This is a genomic window from Sedimentibacter sp., from assembly GCF_032080165.1.
In the GTDB taxonomy this organism is placed as follows: Bacteria; Bacillota; Clostridia; order Tissierellales; family Sedimentibacteraceae; genus Sedimentibacter.
On sequence record NZ_DAMASY010000001.1, the window covers coordinates 448,430 to 465,688 of the forward strand.

General features: G+C 36.0%; 19 protein-coding genes. 11 read left to right on the top strand and 8 right to left on the bottom strand.

Annotated elements, in window-relative coordinates:
- Nucleotides 1–8: 8 nt before the first annotated feature.
- The 4 genes from RT412_RS02070 to RT412_RS02085 are packed head-to-tail and all read right to left on the bottom strand — an operon-like array spanning nt 9 to nt 2,796.
- On the bottom strand, nt 9–599 hold the full coding sequence (locus RT412_RS02070; RefSeq protein ID WP_313339844.1) for an Rnf-Nqr domain containing protein: 591 nt from the start codon (nt 597–599) through the stop codon (nt 9–11).
- Complete coding sequence (locus RT412_RS02075) at nt 596–1,222, bottom strand: NADH:ubiquinone reductase (Na(+)-transporting) subunit D (RefSeq protein ID WP_313339846.1); 627 nt, start codon at nt 1,220–1,222, stop codon at nt 596–598. Before RT412_RS02075 ends, RT412_RS02070 begins: the two co-directional genes overlap by 4 nt.
- Entirely contained in the window at nt 1,223–1,825 is a 603-nt protein-coding gene (locus tag RT412_RS02080; RefSeq protein WP_313339848.1) for an FMN-binding protein, read from the bottom strand.
- Nucleotides 1,822–2,796, bottom strand: a complete 975-nt coding sequence (locus RT412_RS02085) for an RnfABCDGE type electron transport complex subunit D (RefSeq protein WP_313339989.1) — start codon at nt 2,794–2,796, stop codon at nt 1,822–1,824. The genes RT412_RS02080 and RT412_RS02085 overlap by 4 nt, the downstream gene beginning before the upstream one ends.
- Before the next feature lie 165 nt (nt 2,797–2,961).
- On the opposite strand from RT412_RS02085, the gene RT412_RS02090 reads away from it, so the two are divergent.
- From RT412_RS02090 to RT412_RS02105, 4 genes are all read left to right on the top strand, one after another.
- A complete protein-coding gene (locus tag RT412_RS02090; protein ID WP_313339849.1) occupies nt 2,962–3,795 on the top strand; it encodes a nitroreductase family protein in 834 nt (277 codons plus the stop codon).
- A 482-nt stretch (nt 3,796–4,277) separates the two neighbouring features.
- Nucleotides 4,278–5,270 (top strand): ABC transporter substrate-binding protein, encoded by a 993-nt coding sequence (locus RT412_RS02095; protein WP_313339851.1) that lies wholly within the window; start codon nt 4,278–4,280, stop codon nt 5,268–5,270.
- Nucleotides 5,271–5,285: 15 nt separating this feature from the next.
- The gene (locus RT412_RS02100) at nt 5,286–6,188 is read left to right on the top strand and encodes an ABC transporter permease subunit (protein ID WP_313339853.1); all 903 of its coding nucleotides are present in this window, start codon (nt 5,286–5,288) and stop codon (nt 6,186–6,188) included.
- Complete coding sequence (locus RT412_RS02105; RefSeq protein ID WP_313339854.1) at nt 6,175–6,924, top strand: ATP-binding cassette domain-containing protein; 750 nt, start codon at nt 6,175–6,177, stop codon at nt 6,922–6,924. The genes RT412_RS02100 and RT412_RS02105 overlap by 14 nt, the downstream gene beginning before the upstream one ends.
- Here the strand turns inward: RT412_RS02105 and RT412_RS02110 are convergent.
- Nucleotides 6,908–7,129: a hypothetical protein gene (locus RT412_RS02110; RefSeq protein WP_313339856.1), complete on the bottom strand. Its 222-nt coding sequence runs from the start codon at nt 7,127–7,129 to the stop codon at nt 6,908–6,910. The genes RT412_RS02105 and RT412_RS02110 overlap by 17 nt on opposite strands.
- 134 nt (nt 7,130–7,263) lie before the next feature.
- Between RT412_RS02110 and RT412_RS02115 the strand changes: the two genes are divergently transcribed.
- Nucleotides 7,264–8,232 carry a C39 family peptidase gene (locus RT412_RS02115; RefSeq protein WP_313339857.1) on the top strand — a complete coding sequence of 323 codons (969 nt, stop codon included), beginning with the start codon at nt 7,264–7,266 and terminating at the stop codon, nt 8,230–8,232.
- A gap of 23 nt (nt 8,233–8,255) precedes the next feature.
- Here the strand turns inward: RT412_RS02115 and RT412_RS02120 are convergent, their stop codons facing one another.
- Genes RT412_RS02120 through RT412_RS02130 form a run of 3 tightly spaced genes read right to left on the bottom strand, consistent with a single transcriptional unit; the run spans nt 8,256 to nt 11,096 of the window.
- On the bottom strand, nt 8,256–8,984 hold the full coding sequence (locus tag RT412_RS02120) for an MBL fold metallo-hydrolase (RefSeq protein WP_313339858.1): 729 nt from the start codon (nt 8,982–8,984) through the stop codon (nt 8,256–8,258).
- A 10-nt stretch (nt 8,985–8,994) separates the two neighbouring features.
- Entirely contained in the window at nt 8,995–10,716 is a 1,722-nt protein-coding gene (locus RT412_RS02125) for an ABC transporter ATP-binding protein (protein WP_313339860.1), read from the bottom strand.
- A gap of 2 nt (nt 10,717–10,718) precedes the next feature.
- A complete protein-coding gene (locus tag RT412_RS02130) occupies nt 10,719–11,096 on the bottom strand; it encodes a hypothetical protein (protein ID WP_313339861.1) in 378 nt (125 codons plus the stop codon).
- 308 nt (nt 11,097–11,404) lie between these two features.
- On the opposite strand from RT412_RS02130, the gene RT412_RS02135 reads away from it, so the two are divergent.
- Genes RT412_RS02135 through RT412_RS02160 form a run of 6 tightly spaced genes read left to right on the top strand, consistent with a single transcriptional unit; the run spans nt 11,405 to nt 17,181 of the window.
- Nucleotides 11,405–12,916 carry an ABC transporter substrate-binding protein gene (locus RT412_RS02135; protein WP_313339863.1) on the top strand — a complete coding sequence of 504 codons (1,512 nt, stop codon included), beginning with the start codon at nt 11,405–11,407 and terminating at the stop codon, nt 12,914–12,916.
- A gap of 19 nt (nt 12,917–12,935) precedes the next feature.
- On the top strand, nt 12,936–13,892 hold the full coding sequence (locus RT412_RS02140) for an ABC transporter permease (RefSeq protein WP_313339865.1): 957 nt from the start codon (nt 12,936–12,938) through the stop codon (nt 13,890–13,892).
- Nucleotides 13,893–14,714 (top strand): ABC transporter permease, encoded by an 822-nt coding sequence (locus RT412_RS02145; protein WP_313339866.1) that lies wholly within the window; start codon nt 13,893–13,895, stop codon nt 14,712–14,714.
- Nucleotides 14,707–15,651: an ABC transporter ATP-binding protein gene (locus RT412_RS02150; protein WP_313339868.1), complete on the top strand. Its 945-nt coding sequence runs from the start codon at nt 14,707–14,709 to the stop codon at nt 15,649–15,651. Before RT412_RS02145 ends, RT412_RS02150 begins: the two co-directional genes overlap by 8 nt.
- An 8-nt stretch (nt 15,652–15,659) precedes the next feature.
- Complete coding sequence (locus tag RT412_RS02155; protein ID WP_313370183.1) at nt 15,660–16,460, top strand: ATP-binding cassette domain-containing protein; 801 nt, start codon at nt 15,660–15,662, stop codon at nt 16,458–16,460.
- Nucleotides 16,444–17,181, top strand: coding sequence for a tRNA1(Val) (adenine(37)-N6)-methyltransferase (locus tag RT412_RS02160; RefSeq protein ID WP_313339870.1), 738 nt, complete (start codon nt 16,444–16,446; stop codon nt 17,179–17,181). Before RT412_RS02155 ends, RT412_RS02160 begins: the two co-directional genes overlap by 17 nt.
- Nucleotides 17,182–17,259: the final 78 nt, after the last annotated feature.

The window sequence follows — 17,259 nt, forward strand, 5'->3', positions numbered from 1 at the left end:
GCTTCCTCCTACTGTATTTGCACCATGCCGCTGAATCCTATGAATGCAAGTGCCATGATACCTGTTATAATTAAGGTGATGGGTGTGCCTCTGAGACCTTCGGGTATGGATTTTTCATTTAATCTTGACCTGATTCCTGCCATTGCGGTAATAGCAAGCAGCCATCCTATTCCCGAGCCTACGGCATAGCCCAATGTTTGTGTAAAGCTATACTGTCTTGTTACCATAAACAAAGAAATTCCTAAAATTGCGCAGTTTACTGTTATTAACGGTAAAAATATTCCCAATGAGTAATATAAAGTTTGCAGATAACGCTCTAATACCATTTCCAGTAACTGTACAAATGCAGCTATAATCAGAATAAAAATTATATACATAAGATATTCTAAATTAAATCGAACTAAGACAGTCCAGTATACTATGTAATTCAGCATTGCTGTAACAGTCATAACCATTGTTACGGAAATACCGAGTCCTATTGCCGTTGGAATTTCTTTTGAAACGGCTATGAAGGAACACATTCCGAGGAAGTTTGAGAAAATCATGTTGCTGGTGAATATGGCAGCAAAGAGTATTATAATCGGGTTAACTTCTATCATCTTTTCTCAGCTCCTTTTCTTTCAAATTTTAGTCTTCTGTTGTTGGCAGCCCACATAATGCATGCAAGTATAAAAAATGCAGATGGAGGCATTACCATGAGTGTCCATTTGGTGATTGTTTCGGGCAGTATTTGAAAACCAAATACAGTCCCAAAACCTAAGAGTTCTCTTATTGATGATATCATTAATAAAACCAAGGTGTAGCCAAGTCCCGAAGCGATGCCGTCCAGAAAAGATAAAGAGGGAGGATTGGCTTGTGCAAAGCCCTCAGCCCTGCCCATTATAATGCAGTTGGTTATAATTAATCCTACATATGGTCCTAATGCTTTGCTCATATTGGGCATATATGCTTTTAAATAAATATCGACAATAATTACGAAGGATGAAATTATTAACACCTGAACCATCATACGTATATGCTTTGGAGTATGAGCTTTTAAAAGTGATACGGTCAAACATGAAAATGCGGTTACAAATGTAAGTGCTATTCCCATAATTAACGAGTTCATCATCAGGTTGGTTACGGCAAGAGCAGAGCATATTCCGATAACCTGGACAAATACGGGGTTTTCTGTATAAATTCCTTTTTTAAAGATTTTTTTAACTTCAGTTTTCTTAATCAATTATCTCACCCCCGGCGATTCAAAAAATGTATTTAAGTCTTCGTTTATCATCTTGACAACGGCAGATGATGTCTGTGTTGCCCCTGCTATGGCATCTACATTACTTCCCGGCTGAGGTGATGATATAATGTAATTTCCATCTGTAACACCTTCAATATCAATGGCTCTGAATTGATTTTTATATATGTCCTCTGATATTCTGCCGCCTAATCCCGGAGTTTCTGATTGGGTTACAAACTCTATACCTATTATTTTTGTAAAGTCATTATTCAGTCCTATATAACCGGTTATAGAACCCCAAAGACCGGGTCCGTTTATCGGAACTGCATATGCTGTTTCCTGATTATTCTCAACAAGAGCATATACTTCAATGTTATTAATAGTTTTTTGTTTTATTTTCTCATCAAAAGTTCGTTTAATTTCCTGTGGGTCATCATTCTCCGGTAAAATGTCAAATATGTAAAGTATTTTTTGCCTCAGTTCACTTTCCCGGTTGAATGCTATAGTGTCGGTAAGCATATAATTAATTGATGACAGCATCGCAATAAATACTACTGTGACTGCTATCATAAATAAAATCGGGTAATATAATGAATTTTTCATGAAAGTGCCTCCAATTTATTTTTCTTTCTTGCTGCGCTTTCTTTCACAAAGTAATCGATTATTGGAGCAAAAGTATTACCGATAAGAATTGCAAACATCATACCGCCGTTAAAAAGAGACAATGACCTGATTAACAGTGTAACCGATCCTATAATTATTCCGTAAATCCATTTTCCTGTCTTGGTTTTTGGTGCACTGATGGGGTCTGTTGCCATAAAAACCGCTCCGAATAAAAAGCCGCCCATGAGCATTCCGTACAAAGGATTCAGTACAGGTAAATTGAAAAGATAAAACACTGCATTTGCAGCAATAAATCCAATTACTGTTCCAACCATAATTTCCCATGATGCAACCTTTTTATATATTAAGTATAATCCGGCTAATATTATGAGTAATTTAGCGGTCTCTCCTATTGCACCGGGTACGGTACCTGATATAAGAGATTGAATATCATATAATTCTGTAGTGTTGTTATACAAAATCATAGGAGTTGCTTCTGATATGGCATCAATATGATCGGTTAAATATGTACTGAATCCGCCGGGAAATATTGATACAGCATCGTTCCATGAATTTGTCAGCGGTTCAGGAAAATTTACATATATAAAAATCCTTCCCACAAGGGCAGGGTTAAAAGTATTTTTGCCAAATCCGCCAAAGAAAAGCTTGCCGAAAAAAAGACCGAACAGTATACCTGAAATTGCAATCCATATAGGAGTAGACACAGGCAGTGTTAATGTATATAGAACGCATGTAACAAATACTGCTTCGGATGCTTTGTTACCGTAGTGCTTTTCCCACAGATATTCGGCAATGGTTCCCGTGACTGCAACTGTCGCAAGGAGAACAAGGACTCTCGTTCCAAAAAGATATGTAGAAAAAATAATAATAGGAATTAAGGACATAAGTACTGTACGCATTAATTTTTGTTTAATAAAAACGTCTTTATAAAATTCATTCAAAATATGCACCTCCATAATAAAGCTACGCTTTCACTAACTATATATACCTCAATTTTTATAAGATAAAACATTACTAATGACATACTTTTGATGATATAATATAATTAAGGGAAATAATAACCTTATAATACAATTTAAAGCAAGTTATATTGAAATTAATTTATGGAGGGAATAATGAATTTTCAGAACCATATTACAGAAATTATAAAAATCAGATCATCATGCAGAACCTATGATTTAAAGAAGATTAATGATACAGTATTTGAAAAATTAAATAGTCATATAGAAGAAATTAATCAAGAAGCAAAAAATAATGAACGATTTTTAATAATAAATAAAAAACATGCTGAAAAGGCCGAGAAGTTAGGAACCTACGGTGTTATTTCCGGTGCAAACACATATATTGTGGGAGTTATTAACAGTGAAAAATACGATGCAGTCAGTTTTGGCTACTTGTTTGAAAAAATCATATTGTTTGCGACAGATTTAGGTCTTCAAACCTGTTGGCTGGGGGGAACATTTAAAAGAGAAGATTTTATAAAACATTCAAATTTAAAAGATAAAGAGTACATACCTATTGTTTCGCCTGTGGGCTATAAAAAAGATAAGTCAAGAATAGTCGAAGCAGCAATGAGAAAGGTTGTCGGCGCAAACAACAGAAAGCCATGGAATGAATTATTTTTTGATGGGAGTATATCTGAAACTCTTGAACAAGGAGATGCAAACTTCTATGCCACTCCATTAGAAATGGTGAGGTTAGGCCCTTCAGCTTCCAACAAACAGCCTTGGAGAGTTATAAAGGATAAAAACTCATATCACTTTTATCTTTGCAGAACCAAGGGTTATGGAGCAGATAATTATGACATACAAAAAAATGATATAGGTATTGCAATGTGTCATTTTGAATTAACTGCTAAAGATTTAGGATTAGCAGGGAATTGGAATGAATTAAAAGATGTATATAAGCCCGATGATTGGGAATATATTATTACTTGGATTGCTAAATAGCTGATTCATTGACAAACCCTGATTTTGTTATTCTGAGCGATAAGGAAAAAGTAGAACCAAGGTCTTTTATTTGATAGGTCATTCAGCAGTGATGAAATAAAGATGGCTTAAGGAATTAATATAAAAAAATTACAATATATTCCATTGACAAAATTAAGCAGCTGATGTTAAACTGCTTAACAATAATACAAAAACAAACCGTTGAAGCGAAGATTAAACTGATATGTGCACTTACAGAGAGTCGGGGAAGATGAGAGCCCGGCAGAACGCAGTACGGACAAATGGATCGCCGAGGGTGAGGTGAACGGGTTAACACTCAAGTATCTGAAACGTATGCCTACGTTACAGGCAGAAAATGTGATGGCATTTTTGTTAAAGTGGATTGAAATTTCAGTCAATTAAGGTGGTACCGCAGGTTATACCTGTCCTTTTATGTTAAGGACAGGTTTTTTGTTTTTGTAAATATAAATCCGGAGGATAACATGAAAAAAATTATTGCAGTTTTAACATTAGTATCAGTACTTCTTACATCTTTATCAGGATGTGCAGAGAAGGTAAATGAGGTCGGAGCTTTGAGTAATGACAATGACAAAAAATTCAGGATAGGAATAGTGCAGGCACAAAATCATCCGTCTCTGGATGAAATAAGAGAATATATAATCATAGGACTTGAAGAAGCAGGCATGAAGGACAGCATGGAAATAATTTACAAGGATGCACAAAATGACCCAACAAATGTGACCACAATTGTAAACCAGTTCGTAGGAGACAATGTTGATATGATAATTCCTATCGCAACGGGTGCTGCACAGTCGGCATTGGCGGCGACCAGAGATATACCCATAGTGTTTGCGGCGGTGAGCTATCCCGTACAGGCAGGGCTGGTTGAGGATATGAATAAAACAGACGGAAATATAACAGGGGTATCCAATGCAATAGCGGTGGAAGACATATTCAGGCTTTCTGCCGAGCTTACACCTGAGGTTGAAACCTATGGCTTCATATACAACCCGGGAGAAGTGAATTCAGCATCAGGCATCAAGAGGGCAAAGGACTACTGCGATGCAAACGGTCTGAAGTATGTTGAAGCAAATATCGCAAATTCAGGTGAGCTTCATCAGACGGCACAGTCACTGGCAAGCAAGGTTGATGCCATATTCGTACCAAATGACAACACCGTGGCTGTTGCAATGTCCGTACTTGCACAGGAGGCAATAAATGCGGGTATCCCCGTTTATACGGGAGCAGATTCCATGGTTAAGGACGGAGGCTTTGCGACGGTAGGTATTGATTACAAGGTTCTGGGCAGACAGACTGCCGCCATGGCAGAAAGAATTTTAAAAGGGGAGAAAATTTCCGATAATCCCGTTGAGATTATAAGTCAATATTCAAGAATGGTAAACACAACCACGGCAAAATCTCTCGGTATCGAAATTTCCGAGGATGCATTAAAGGAAATAAAAGAGTTTGAATAATAAGGGAGGCACAAATTGAGCTTGACATCATTTATAGGAGCGATAGAGCTGGGACTGGTTTATTCGCTCCTGGCATTCGGAACATATATATCATTCAGAATATTGAATGTAGCTGATTTGACGGTGGACGGGAGCTTTGTTTTGGGAGCGGCTGCTTCGGCAGTGTTCACAGTTTCAGGCAATCCGGTTCTGGGACTTATAGCGTCAATTGCAGCGGGGGCACTGGCGGGGATTATCACCGCCCTGCTTCAGACCAAGATGGGCATACAACCAATATTGTCGGGTATTCTTACGATGACGGGACTATATTCTATTAATCTGACCGTAATGGGAGGAAAAGCAAATATACCACTGCTGAACAAAACAAGCATCTTTACCTATGCCGAGCAATTGTTTCAGGGGAGAGGATACAAAATAGCTGCTCTGTTTATAATCATAGCATTTGTATTTGCCACCCTGAACTGGTTTTTCAGAACACAGCTGGGTTTGTCCATAAGAGCTACAGGAGATAACGAAGAAATGTGCAAGGCATCGTCCATAGATACGGATTTTATTAAAATTGTAGGATTTTCATTATCAAACGCCATAGTTGCCTTATCAGGCGCACTTGTTGCTCAGATGCAGCAATCGGCAGATGTGAACATGGGAGCGGGAATGGTTGTAATAAGCTTTGCATCAATTATCATAGGAAGCACTGTAATAAAAAACAAAAATATAACACTGGGACTTTTTTCTGTTATAATAGGCTCCCTTATATACAGATTTATAATTGCACTCATACTTACCACCAATTTTCCACCGTCATATCTGAAGCTGATATCATCACTGATTGTAATAACGGCACTTTCTTTTCCGAGTATTAAAAAGAAAATGGATGTAAGAAAATTGGAAAGGAGGAAATTGTATGCTAAGAATTGAATCGGCTCATAAGGTGTTTAATAAAAATACACATGATGAGTTTATTGCATTAAAGAGCTTGAACTTATACGTTTCAGACGGTGAATTTGTAACAATTATAGGAGGAAACGGCGCAGGTAAATCTACTCTTTTCAATATAATTTCAGGAAACATTTTATGCGATTCAGGCATGATTGAATTAGGTGGAATAGATATAACCTATATGCCGGAATATAAACGAGCTTCTTATATCGGACGAATTTTTCAGGATCCAATGAAAGGGACGGCTCCAAATTTGACTGTCGGAGAAAATTTAATTATTGCATATATGAGAAGTATGAAGAAAAACATTTTAAGCATTCCTTCTAATAAAGAAAAGAACTATATTAAAGAGCGTTTGGCTGATTTGAAATTAGGACTTGAAAATAGATTAAACACTAAAATAGGTTTGTTATCAGGTGGTCAAAGACAGGCAATAGCTTTAGTTATGGCTACACTAATTAAACCAAAGCTGTTATTGCTGGATGAGCATACGGCAGCTTTAGACCCTGTGAGTGCAAAAGCGGTAATGGAGCTTACAGAAAAAATTGTAACGGAAAATAATATAACGACACTGATGATTACCCATAATATAAAGTCCGCTTTAGATTACGGAGGCAGAACAATAATGATGGATCTGGGGGAAATAATTATTGATGTATGCGGAGAAGAAAGAAAAAAACTAACCGTTCGGGAGCTGGTTAGTCAGTATAAATAAATATTTCTTCAAATCCGCATTCAGGGCAGTTTACTGTTACTTCATATGTATAAACAGAAAGCACCTTTACTTTTGTTGCTTCACTGCCATTTTCGTCCTTGCCCTTAAATTTTACTTTTTTTTCTGCTTCAGGACCTTTTGCATAGTAATAATTATATCTTTTACCGCAGTTTTCGCATTTGCGTCTGCCTTTAACAGCTATCATCAATTCACATCCTATATAAATTTTGCAATCATAGTATATCTTTTTATAAAAAGTTTTTCAAGATTAAATTGAAAAACCAATTTTTAGATGTTAATATGAATTTAATGTATGTCAAAGGTTATAGGGAGGCAAAAATGGATTGGATATGTGAAAATAGCGCGTTGACTGAAAATGTGTTGCATAATTTACAGATTAAGAATGACTATGTTGAATTAAAGGAAAATTATGAAGAAGGTTATTTGGAAACTCCTGTAATTGAAACCGAAAAGTTTAAAGAAATAACTCCGTCGTGGAATTCAAAAACTAACATTGACAGCTCAGTTGAATTATTAATAAAAATAAGAGTAGAGAATAGCTGGACTCCATATATCAGCTACGGTATATGGTCAACAGATGGAAATAATATAGGTATTAAAGAACGTGAAAACTATGATCTTATGAGAGTTACAAGTGACAGAATATTTGTTAAGGATGAAAAATTCGGGGATGCTGTTCAGATAAAGGTATTATTCAAAGGAAACAGTCCTAAGCTCAAGCTAATTGCATTTAGTACTGACGGAGGAGGGGATGAGGCTGTCGAAGGAAACTATTTGAGGATTCTTGAAAATATCCCGCTGATTTCCCAGCTTGCAAGCGGTCATAAGGATGCCCGCGTGATTTGCAGCCCCACTTCTTTAACAATGGCTTTAAAATTTCATGGAATGAATGTTGGTTTAAATCAGGTTGCAAGAGGGACACTTGACTCAGGTAACAATGCTTACGGGAATTGGCCTCAAAATGTAGCATTGGCAGGCGAATTAGGAATGAGAGCGTACACCAAGAGATGCAAGTCTATAAATCCTGTGAAAAATTTTATTGCTAAGGGCATTCCGGTTGTCGCTTCCGTATGCGTACAAGATAAAGAACAATTAGCAGGAGCCATATCTGCATTTCCTCACGGACATTTGATGGTTGTTGCAGGTTTTGAAATAAAAGACGGAGCAGAATACATAGTTGTAAATGACCCTGCTGCCAATTCCGATGCAGAAGTAAGAAAATCCTATCTGCTTGATGAATGGGTTAAGGTGTGGAGACATTATATATATGCGGTAACAATGGATTAAGCGATTGAATAAATCCCTGTTATTTATACGGTTAACTCTAATAAATATGATGCTAAGATTATTTCCCCTTTATATTGTTCCTTGGCTTGAAACACTAAATCATCTATGCTTCCAAAATGGGGAAGGTGTGTAAGTATTAATTTTTTAGCACATGCTTTTTCTGCTAACATGCCTGCTTGTGAGCTGTTTAAATGTCCTGCATCTGTACCATCCATATGTGAATAAAAGCTGCATTCGGCAATCAACAGATCTGAATTTTTAAAGAAATCGGCCAGCTCATCAAAATATGAAGTATCGGAAGTAAATGATAATATCTTATTATCACATTTGATTTTAACGCTGTAGCTTAAAACAGGATGATTATTTTTCAGGAAGCTGATTTCAAAGGGTCCTGAATTTAATGTGCTGCTTTCATCAAAGCTCTCACCGTAGGTGTAATCTTCCCATTTTAAAAGCTTAAAAAATTCACCCTCAGGTGCATAAATGGGAAGGGGTTTATTTATCTCTTTTAGCTGAGTTTTTATTTGACGCGCATATTGCAAAGGTCCTATATCGCAGCAATGGTCGTAATGATAGTGTGATATGAGTACTGCATCAAGATCTCCTATATCCGCAACCTTTTGAACCGAGCTGATTACTCCGCTGCCGCATTCTAATAACAGCTTATAATTATCATGTTCAATTAAGTATCCTGAGGTTGCTTCCCCTGCCTTGGGGAAACCTCCCCAGTGTCCTATTATTGTAACTTTCATAATTTCTCCACTACATATTTTTAAATTGTGAATTGTACAATTCTGCATAAATACCGTTATTGTTGATTAAATCTTTGTGTTTTCCTCTTTCTATGATACCCTTATCCGTTAAAACAATTATTTCATCAGCATTTTTTATTGTTGATAATCTATGAGCTACTACAACTGTTGTTCTTCCCTTTGACAGCTCTTCCAATGAATTCTGAATAAGTAATTCGGTAGCATTGTCAAGAGCGGAGGTTGCTTCATCCAATACTAATATCGGCGGATTTTTCAAAAATACTCTTGCTATTGAAATCCTTTGTTTTTGCCCGCCTGAAAGCTTTACTCCACGCTCGCCTACATATGTGTTGTACCCGTCCGGCAGTGACATTATAAAATCATGGATGTTTGCCATTTTAGCTGCTTCTTTTATTTCCTCTTCAGTTGAATCGAATCTGCCGCACTGTATGTTATCAGCAATAGTTCCTGTAAAAAGGAAGACATCCTGTTGTACAATACCTATATTTTTTCTTAAGGATTTTCTTGTGAAATCCTTAATGTTGGTATTATCTATATAAATATTTCCTTCTTCTACTTCGTAAAAGCGGGGAATCAGGTGACAAAGAGTAGTCTTACCTCCTCCCGAAGGACCTACAAATGCAACTGTCTTACCTTTTTCAATATCGAAGGTTATATCTTTTAATATTTCTTTGTTATCGTCATAAGAGAAGCTCACATCTTCAAATTTTATATCGCCTCTTACCGATTCAATATTTTTAGCGTCCGGTTCGTCGGATTCAATATCCTTGTCCATAATTTCGGTGAATCTTTTGAAGCCTGATACACCTGACTGATATTGCTCTACGAAGTTAATCAGCTTACGGATAGGATTTAAAAAGTTTCCTATATACAATATAAATGCCGCAAAATCACCAAAGTTTATGTAACCTTTAAAGAAGAATATACCGCCGGCGCTCAACACCAAAATGTTCAGAAAATCTATGATAAAGGATGATCCTACATGAAATTCAGCCATAACCTTGTAGGCCTTTTGTCTTGCCTGCTGAAATTTAACATTGTTTCGTTCAAATTTTTCAATTTCATTATCCTTGTTGCTGAATGCTTTAGACACTCTTATGCCGGAAATACTGTTTTCAATTGTGGCATTTACCTCACCGATGGTTTCTCTTGTTTCCATAAATGAATCAGACATTCGGATTCTTAATTTCATTGCCAAAAATACAAGAAAAGGAACGACTGAAAACACTATTAAAGCAAGGGGCAGGTTTATTGTGCTCAATGCAATAAACGAACCAATTAGCATTACAAGTGAAATAAATAAGTCCTCAGGACCGTGATGAGCTAATTCTGAAACCTCCATCAAGTCATTGATAATTCTTGAGGTCAAAGTTCCTGTCTTATTCTCGTCGAAAAATACAAACGGAAGGTCCTGAAGGTGTTCAAATATATCTCTTCTCATGTCTGACTGCATCATAACGCCCATTATGTGACCGTAATATGTTATGTAATAGTTCAGTCCTACTTTTAATAAATATAAAAAACCAAGGATTAAAAGCCAGGTAATCATTAGTTGGAATTGCTGGTTAGGTACATAGATGTTTATTATGTTCCTTGTAATCATAGGGTAAAACAAATCACAAACCGCCATAATAAATGCACATATCATATCTATTATGAATATTTTTTTGACAGGCTTAGGTTTGTAATATGATATAAATCTTTTTATCATTATTATTGCTCCTTATTATGTTTAGAAAATATTGCCGCAGTAATTACGTAAACAAATACTGCCGCTAAATTAAATAATAAAATAGAAAAAATATTAAATTCCTTTAAATAACAAATAATGGCTACAGCTGCTAATGCAATCAGCATTGCTATATTTGCTTTTTTGGACTCTTTTAATTTAAAAATCCTTCTTGCTAAATCTCCCACACTTCTTAAATGCATAATAAAACTTAATAAAATTACAGGAAGTGAATAACCTATATTAGTTTTAATTAATGAACATCCTTGTGTGTACACAAATATAGCAGCTGCTAACAAGGCGTAACTCCACCAATTTTTTTGCTGCATTTCTTTTTGCTTTCTTTTTCGCATTTCGTTCATAGGGCACCTCGGATATACATATTATGTATTTATATTATCATTTTTCAATGTACTTTACAACGTCAATTTTGGGACAGTCCTTTTCATTTCCTTAAAATTCTCAATTGTTCATTTTCTATTGACATTTTAATGAAATTGTGTTAAACCTAAAATGATTTATAATAATATATATTTTTATAGCTTATTACAGATACATATTAATGATTTGATTATAAAGTTTGAAAATAGGCAGAATATTATTATATTGAAAAAGTAGTTCAGTAAAAGATATTTTACAAAAAATTTTATTAACTGAAAGGATTAAGAAGATGAAAAACTTTAAAACTATTTTAGTTTTAGCTGTTGTTCTTGTGGTTTTAAGTATAACAGCATGTGCAAATCAAGAAAACACACCAAACGAGAATGCAGATATCAAGACGAATCTTGTAATGGGTTATACCACAGAACCCGAAGGTCTTGATCCTCACAGAACTGCAGCAGCTTCCACATTTACAGTAACTAATAATATTTATGATACCTTGGTTGGAGTAGCACCCGATTGGGAACTGATTCCGAGATTGGCTAAAAGCTGGGATATTTCTGAAGACGGTATGGAAATTACATTTAATTTAAGGGATGATGTAAGCTTTCACAACGGAAGAAAAATGACTGCAAATGATGTAGAATATTCATTTAACAGACTGAAGGATGCAGAAAGCCCGAGAGCAAGGGATTATGCAAATATAATTAAAATAGAAGTTTTAAATGATACTACTATAAAATTTATAACAGAAACATTGGATGTTGAATTGTTAAAAAACTTTGCCTATCCTTGGGCAGCGGTTGTTCCCGAGGAAGCGCAAGCTGATTTAAAAACAAAACCTATCGGAACCGGTGCGTTTACATTGAAGGATTGGGTTCCTCAGCAGCATCTTACATTGCAGAGAAATGAAAATTACTATGGAGATAAGGCAAAGCTTGAAACAGTTAAATTGGTACTGATACCTGATGCGACATCTATGATGGCAAGCTTTCAGTTAGGGGATTTGGATATAATTCCATTAACGGGTGATCAGGTTACCATAGTTGAAAATACATCTGAATACAAAGTTATATCTGAACCGATGAATGCTGTTCAAATTATGTCTTTAAATACAAATAATCCGATATTGTCAAATGAAAAGGTAAGACAGGCGATGGCGATGGCGATTAACAAAAATGAAGTGATTGATGCTTCAATGTTTGGCTATGGAGATAAAATCGGTTCACATTTGCCTCCTACTTCACCGGATTACTTTGATACAAATGATGTAATAGAATATAATCCTGAAAAAGCAAAGGAATTGTTAAAGGAAGCAGGATACGAAAACGGATTTGATGTCAGACTATCACTTCCTAAAAATTATCAGCTTCATGTTGACGCAGGTCAGGTCATTGCAGATCAATTAAGCAAAATCGGCATAAATGCTAAAATAGAAATAATTGAATGGGGAACCTGGCTAAGCGATGTTTACGGAGCAAAGAATTTTGATATGACTGTGGTAGGTCATACCGGCCGACTTGATGCCTATGCATTTTTATCAAGATATAAATCAACAAGCAATGATTATATAAGCCTGACGACAGGCGAAGTTGATATATTGTTAGAAAGAGCTTTGCAAGAGCTTGACGGAGATAAGAGGAAAGAAATATACAAAGATATCCAGGTTATTCTTGCTGAGAAGCTTCCTGCAATATATCTGCAGACACCAAGAACGATGCTTGCTTTGCAGAAAAATGTAGATGGAATGCAGATATTCCCGTTAGATTTTTATGATTTCAAGGAAGTGTATTTTACCTAATAATAAAACAAGGTGAAAAATGTTAAAATATGTGATAAACAGAGTTAAAAGCTCTTTAGTTATACTGTTAGTGGTATCAATGATTACATTTTTTGTTCTCATGATTATACCGGGAGATCCTGCACAGCTTATACTCGGCACAGATGCAACTCCCGAGGCAATAGAGGACCTTCATATAGCCATGGGTTTAAACAGACCATACTATCAGCAATATTTAGGATGGTTATTTGATTTGCTTAAATTTGATTTGGGAACATCCTATGTATATGGTGAATCGGTTACTGCACTAATACTTAGAGCAATACCTGTTACATTTTCAATAGCAGTTTTTGCCATGACCATAGCAACGATTACAGCTCTTTTTTTCGGTATTCTGTCTGCTGTGAAAAAAGATTCAATAATCGATTATTTTTCCAGAAGCATTATGCAGCTCGGAACAGCCATTCCTTCCTTTTGGATAGGAATGGTTTTTATTGTTTATTTTGGGCTTAAGTTAAAAATGTTTCCTATATCCGGCTTTGTTCCCATAAACAGCAGCTTCGAAGGATTTTTAAAAAGCATAACCCTTCCTGCTATAGTTCTTGCCATAGGTGAAACAGGGACGCTTCTTCGAATAGTCAGAAGCTCCATGCTCGATTCATTAAAGCAGGATTATATGGATGCTGCAAGAATTAAAGGGCTCAGCAAGTGGAAGATATATATGAAATACGGCTTAAGAGGTGCATTAATTGCTCCGGTCACAATCATAGGCATGCAGTTTGCAAAGCTTGCGGGAGGAACAGTGGTTGTAGAAACTATTTTTGCTCTTCCGGGCATAGGAAGGTTAGTTTTAACGGCAGTTGAAAGAAGAGATATAGTTCTGTTGCAAGGATTGGTAATGTTTATTACCGCAACAGTTATATTTATTACTTTAATGGTCGATTTATTGATAATGACTATAAATCCAAGGATTAAATCCGTCGAAAGAGGAGAATAAATGAAAAAAAATTTAAGCATAGCTCTTGGAATTTTTCTTGTAATTTTAATTTTGGCAGTTTGCTTATTGTCATTCATATATATGCCTCATGAACCGAATGAAATGAATATTTCACAAAAATTTTTAAAACCCGGTATGAACAGTGAATATATTTTAGGAACCGATAATTTTGGACGAGATATACTTTCAAGGATTATGTACGGGTCAAGGAATGTGCTTTTAGTAGGAATCGGTTCTGTAACCTTAGGTACGTTTATCGGAATTATATTAGGGGCAATTGCCGCAATTAACAATAAGTTTATAAGTGCTGTTATTATGAGAATAATGGACGGTTTAATGGCCTTTCCGGGAATATTGCTTGCCTTGATGCTTGTTACGGTTATAGGAAGGGGTATCAAGGGGTCGGTGATTGCCATAAGTATTTTTATGGTGCCTGTTTTTTCGCGATTAGTTTACTCGATGATTTTAGATACTGAAAATCTTTTGTATATAAAGGCTGCAAGAAGCTATGGCAGTTCAAATTCAACAATTTTTGTGAGACATTATATACCTGCGATGCTTCCAAGGTTGATAACTCAATTCAGTTCGGCCATAGGTTCCGCAGTTATGATCGAAACGTCATTGTCATTTTTAGGACTTGGAATACAGCAGCCCTTTGCAAGCTGGGGTCTGATGCTAAGTGAATCGAGACAGTTTTTTCTTAATTATCCTTATTTAGCGGTTGCTCCCGGAATAGCGATAATTATAACTGTTCTTGGATTTATGCTTATTGGAGACGGATTAAACGATATGTTGATTCACAGGAGGTCCGGCAATGAATGAGACGGTTGTATTAAAAAACCTTAATATAAAAGACGGAAACAACACTCTTGTGAGTAACACATCCCTTACTATCGAAAAAGGCGATATATACGGATTGGTGGGAGAATCCGGCTCAGGAAAAACCTTAACCGCAAAATCAATTATTAATTTGCTGCCTGAGGGACTAAAATTAACTGCAGATGAAATAACAGTTGCAGGGAAGAACATTTTAAAAACCTCACATAGCGAAGCGGCTTCGTATATAGGAAAAAAAGCAGGGTATATACCGCAAAATACCGTATTTTTCCTGCATCCCATGATAAAAATTAAAAATCAAATAACTGACGGATACGTGCATCATATGAAAAGAAGTAAAGCTGAGGGCTTAAAAATCAGCTGTGAGCTGCTGCGCATGGTTGGTTTTGATAACCCGAAAAATATTCTTAATTTTTATCCATGGCAATTAAGCGGCGGTATGCGCCAAAGAGTAAATATCGCGATGGCATTGATGAATAATCCTGATTTTATAATAGCAGATGAACCAACAACTGCATTGGACAGCACAGTGCAAAAGCAGGTTATGGAATTGTTTAAGAAAATCAATGAAGATACGGGAATTTCAATATTGCTGATATCACATGACTTAAGCTTAATAAAGCATTACTGTCTCAAAATTGGTGTAATGTATGCCGGTCAAATCGTAGAATCCGGTTATAGGTCGGATATATTTGAAAACCCAAAGCATCCCTATACGAAATTATTAATAAAATTGATGCCTTCCATGAATATTAAAAAAAATGAACCGATTCCTGAAATAAAGGGGTTTGTTCCTGAAAAGGGAAGAGACAGTCAAGGATGCCTGTTTAAAGAAAGATGTCCGTTCGTTATGGATGTTTGCAGTATGAGCGTAAAGGAACATAACGATGGCGGACATTATTACAGATGTAATCTATATTAAGAGGAAAAATGAAAACAGTTATTGAAGTAAAAAACATAAGAAAAGAATATATTGTAAAAAAGCATTTCCTGACAGGTAAGACACAGGAAAAGGTGACGGCAGTTAAGAATTCCTCCTTTAAGGTTGAGGAAGGAAAAACTGTCGGAATTGTAGGAGAGTCCGGAAGCGGGAAATCAACAACCGGTGAAATTGCAGGAGGATTACAAAAACCATCCTATGGCAATGTATTTTATTATGGGAAAAATATAGAGGAAATGACGAGTGAAGAATGCTGCGATTACAGGAAAAATGTTCAATTCATATTTCAGGATCCCAAGGGCTCCATGGACCCTAACTATACAGTAGGAGATAATATTGCCTTTCCGTTAATCACTTTTAATATAGAAAAAAATAAAAAAGATGCAATGATTAAAGTAGAAGAAATGCTGGAGAAGGTCGGGCTGGATAAGAATATAAAAAATAAATATCCTTCGGAAATCAGCGGCGGTCAGTGCCAAAGAGCAGCTATAGCAAGAGCTTTAGCTGTAAATCCAAAGGTGATAGTTTGTGATGAACCGGTTTCGGCATTAGACGTTTCAGTTCAGGCTCAAATACTGAATTTATTAAAAAAGCTGCAAAAGGAATATAATATTTCCTACATATTTATTTCTCACGATATAGGTGTTGTAAATTATATGTCCGATATGATAATTGTAATGAGCAAGGGCAATATAGTGGAAATGGGAGAAGCCAAAGAAGTATTTTTAAATCCAAAAGAAAGCTACACAAAGAAGCTGTTGGAGAGTGCATTTTATGAACATAGAGCTTAAAGAAAATGAAAAAATTGAAGATCTGCAATGTAACGGATTAAAAATCATTCAAAATAAAAAATGGTTCTGCTTTGGCATGGACGCAGTCCTGCTGACAAATTATTGCGATATAAAAAACAATTCTACCGTAGTTGATTTAGGTACTGGTACAGGCATAATTCCTATACTTCTAAGCGGAAAAAAGAATTATTCCAAAGCATATGCAATTGAAATACAGGAAGAAGTAGCGGAGATGGCAGCACGAAGCGTCAAGCTGAATAATCTGCAGGATAAAATTGAAGTTTTGAATATTGATTTAAAGGATGTTTTAAATTATCTCCGGCCAAATTCATTTGACGCAGTAATTTCTAATCCTCCATACAAACTGAACAACAGCGGAATTATAAATCCTTCAGATAAAAAGGCAATCTCAAGGCATGAAATAATGTGCTCCTTAGAGGATGTTATAAGCAAGGCATCGTCCCTCTTAAAGCAATACGGTCGTTTTTACATGGTTCACCGTCCCGACAGATTAGCAGATATAATGTGTCTTTTAAGAAAGTATCGTCTGGAGCCAAAACAAATACGCTTTGTCCACCCGAGAGCTGCTGAAAAGCCAAATATGATTTTAATCAGAGCTTCCAAAAACGGAAATCCTGAATTGAAATTCGATCCGCCGCTTTATATTTACGGTGAAAACGGCAAATACACAAAGGACGTATACGAAATATATGGTATGTAGGCTGCCGAAAAAGTCCCCCTACTTCGTTGCCGTTCAGCCGGTCAATCCTCACGTATGTTTAATACGCTGCGTTTGCCC

Coding starts and splice junctions, on each gene's coding strand:
- RT412_RS02160 (WP_313339870.1), top strand. CDS start 16,444: ATGAACATAGAGCTTAAAGAAAATGAAAAAATTGAAGATCTGCAATGT.
- RT412_RS02105 (WP_313339854.1), top strand. CDS start 6,175: ATGCTAAGAATTGAATCGGCTCATAAGGTGTTTAATAAAAATACACAT.
- RT412_RS02135 (WP_313339863.1), top strand. CDS start 11,405: ATGAAAAACTTTAAAACTATTTTAGTTTTAGCTGTTGTTCTTGTGGTT.
- RT412_RS02155 (WP_313370183.1), top strand. CDS start 15,660: ATGAAAACAGTTATTGAAGTAAAAAACATAAGAAAAGAATATATTGTA.
- RT412_RS02090 (WP_313339849.1), top strand. CDS start 2,962: ATGAATTTTCAGAACCATATTACAGAAATTATAAAAATCAGATCATCA.
- RT412_RS02145 (WP_313339866.1), top strand. CDS start 13,893: ATGAAAAAAAATTTAAGCATAGCTCTTGGAATTTTTCTTGTAATTTTA.
- RT412_RS02120 (WP_313339858.1), bottom strand. CDS start 8,984: ATGAAAGTTACAATAATAGGACACTGGGGAGGTTTCCCCAAGGCAGGG.
- RT412_RS02110 (WP_313339856.1), bottom strand. CDS start 7,129: ATGATAGCTGTTAAAGGCAGACGCAAATGCGAAAACTGCGGTAAAAGA.
- RT412_RS02125 (WP_313339860.1), bottom strand. CDS start 10,716: ATGATAAAAAGATTTATATCATATTACAAACCTAAGCCTGTCAAAAAA.
- RT412_RS02130 (WP_313339861.1), bottom strand. CDS start 11,096: ATGAACGAAATGCGAAAAAGAAAGCAAAAAGAAATGCAGCAAAAAAAT.
- RT412_RS02095 (WP_313339851.1), top strand. CDS start 4,278: ATGAAAAAAATTATTGCAGTTTTAACATTAGTATCAGTACTTCTTACA.
- RT412_RS02070 (WP_313339844.1), bottom strand. CDS start 599: ATGATAGAAGTTAACCCGATTATAATACTCTTTGCTGCCATATTCACC.
- RT412_RS02080 (WP_313339848.1), bottom strand. CDS start 1,825: ATGAAAAATTCATTATATTACCCGATTTTATTTATGATAGCAGTCACA.
- RT412_RS02140 (WP_313339865.1), top strand. CDS start 12,936: ATGTTAAAATATGTGATAAACAGAGTTAAAAGCTCTTTAGTTATACTG.
- RT412_RS02115 (WP_313339857.1), top strand. CDS start 7,264: ATGGATTGGATATGTGAAAATAGCGCGTTGACTGAAAATGTGTTGCAT.
- RT412_RS02150 (WP_313339868.1), top strand. CDS start 14,707: ATGAATGAGACGGTTGTATTAAAAAACCTTAATATAAAAGACGGAAAC.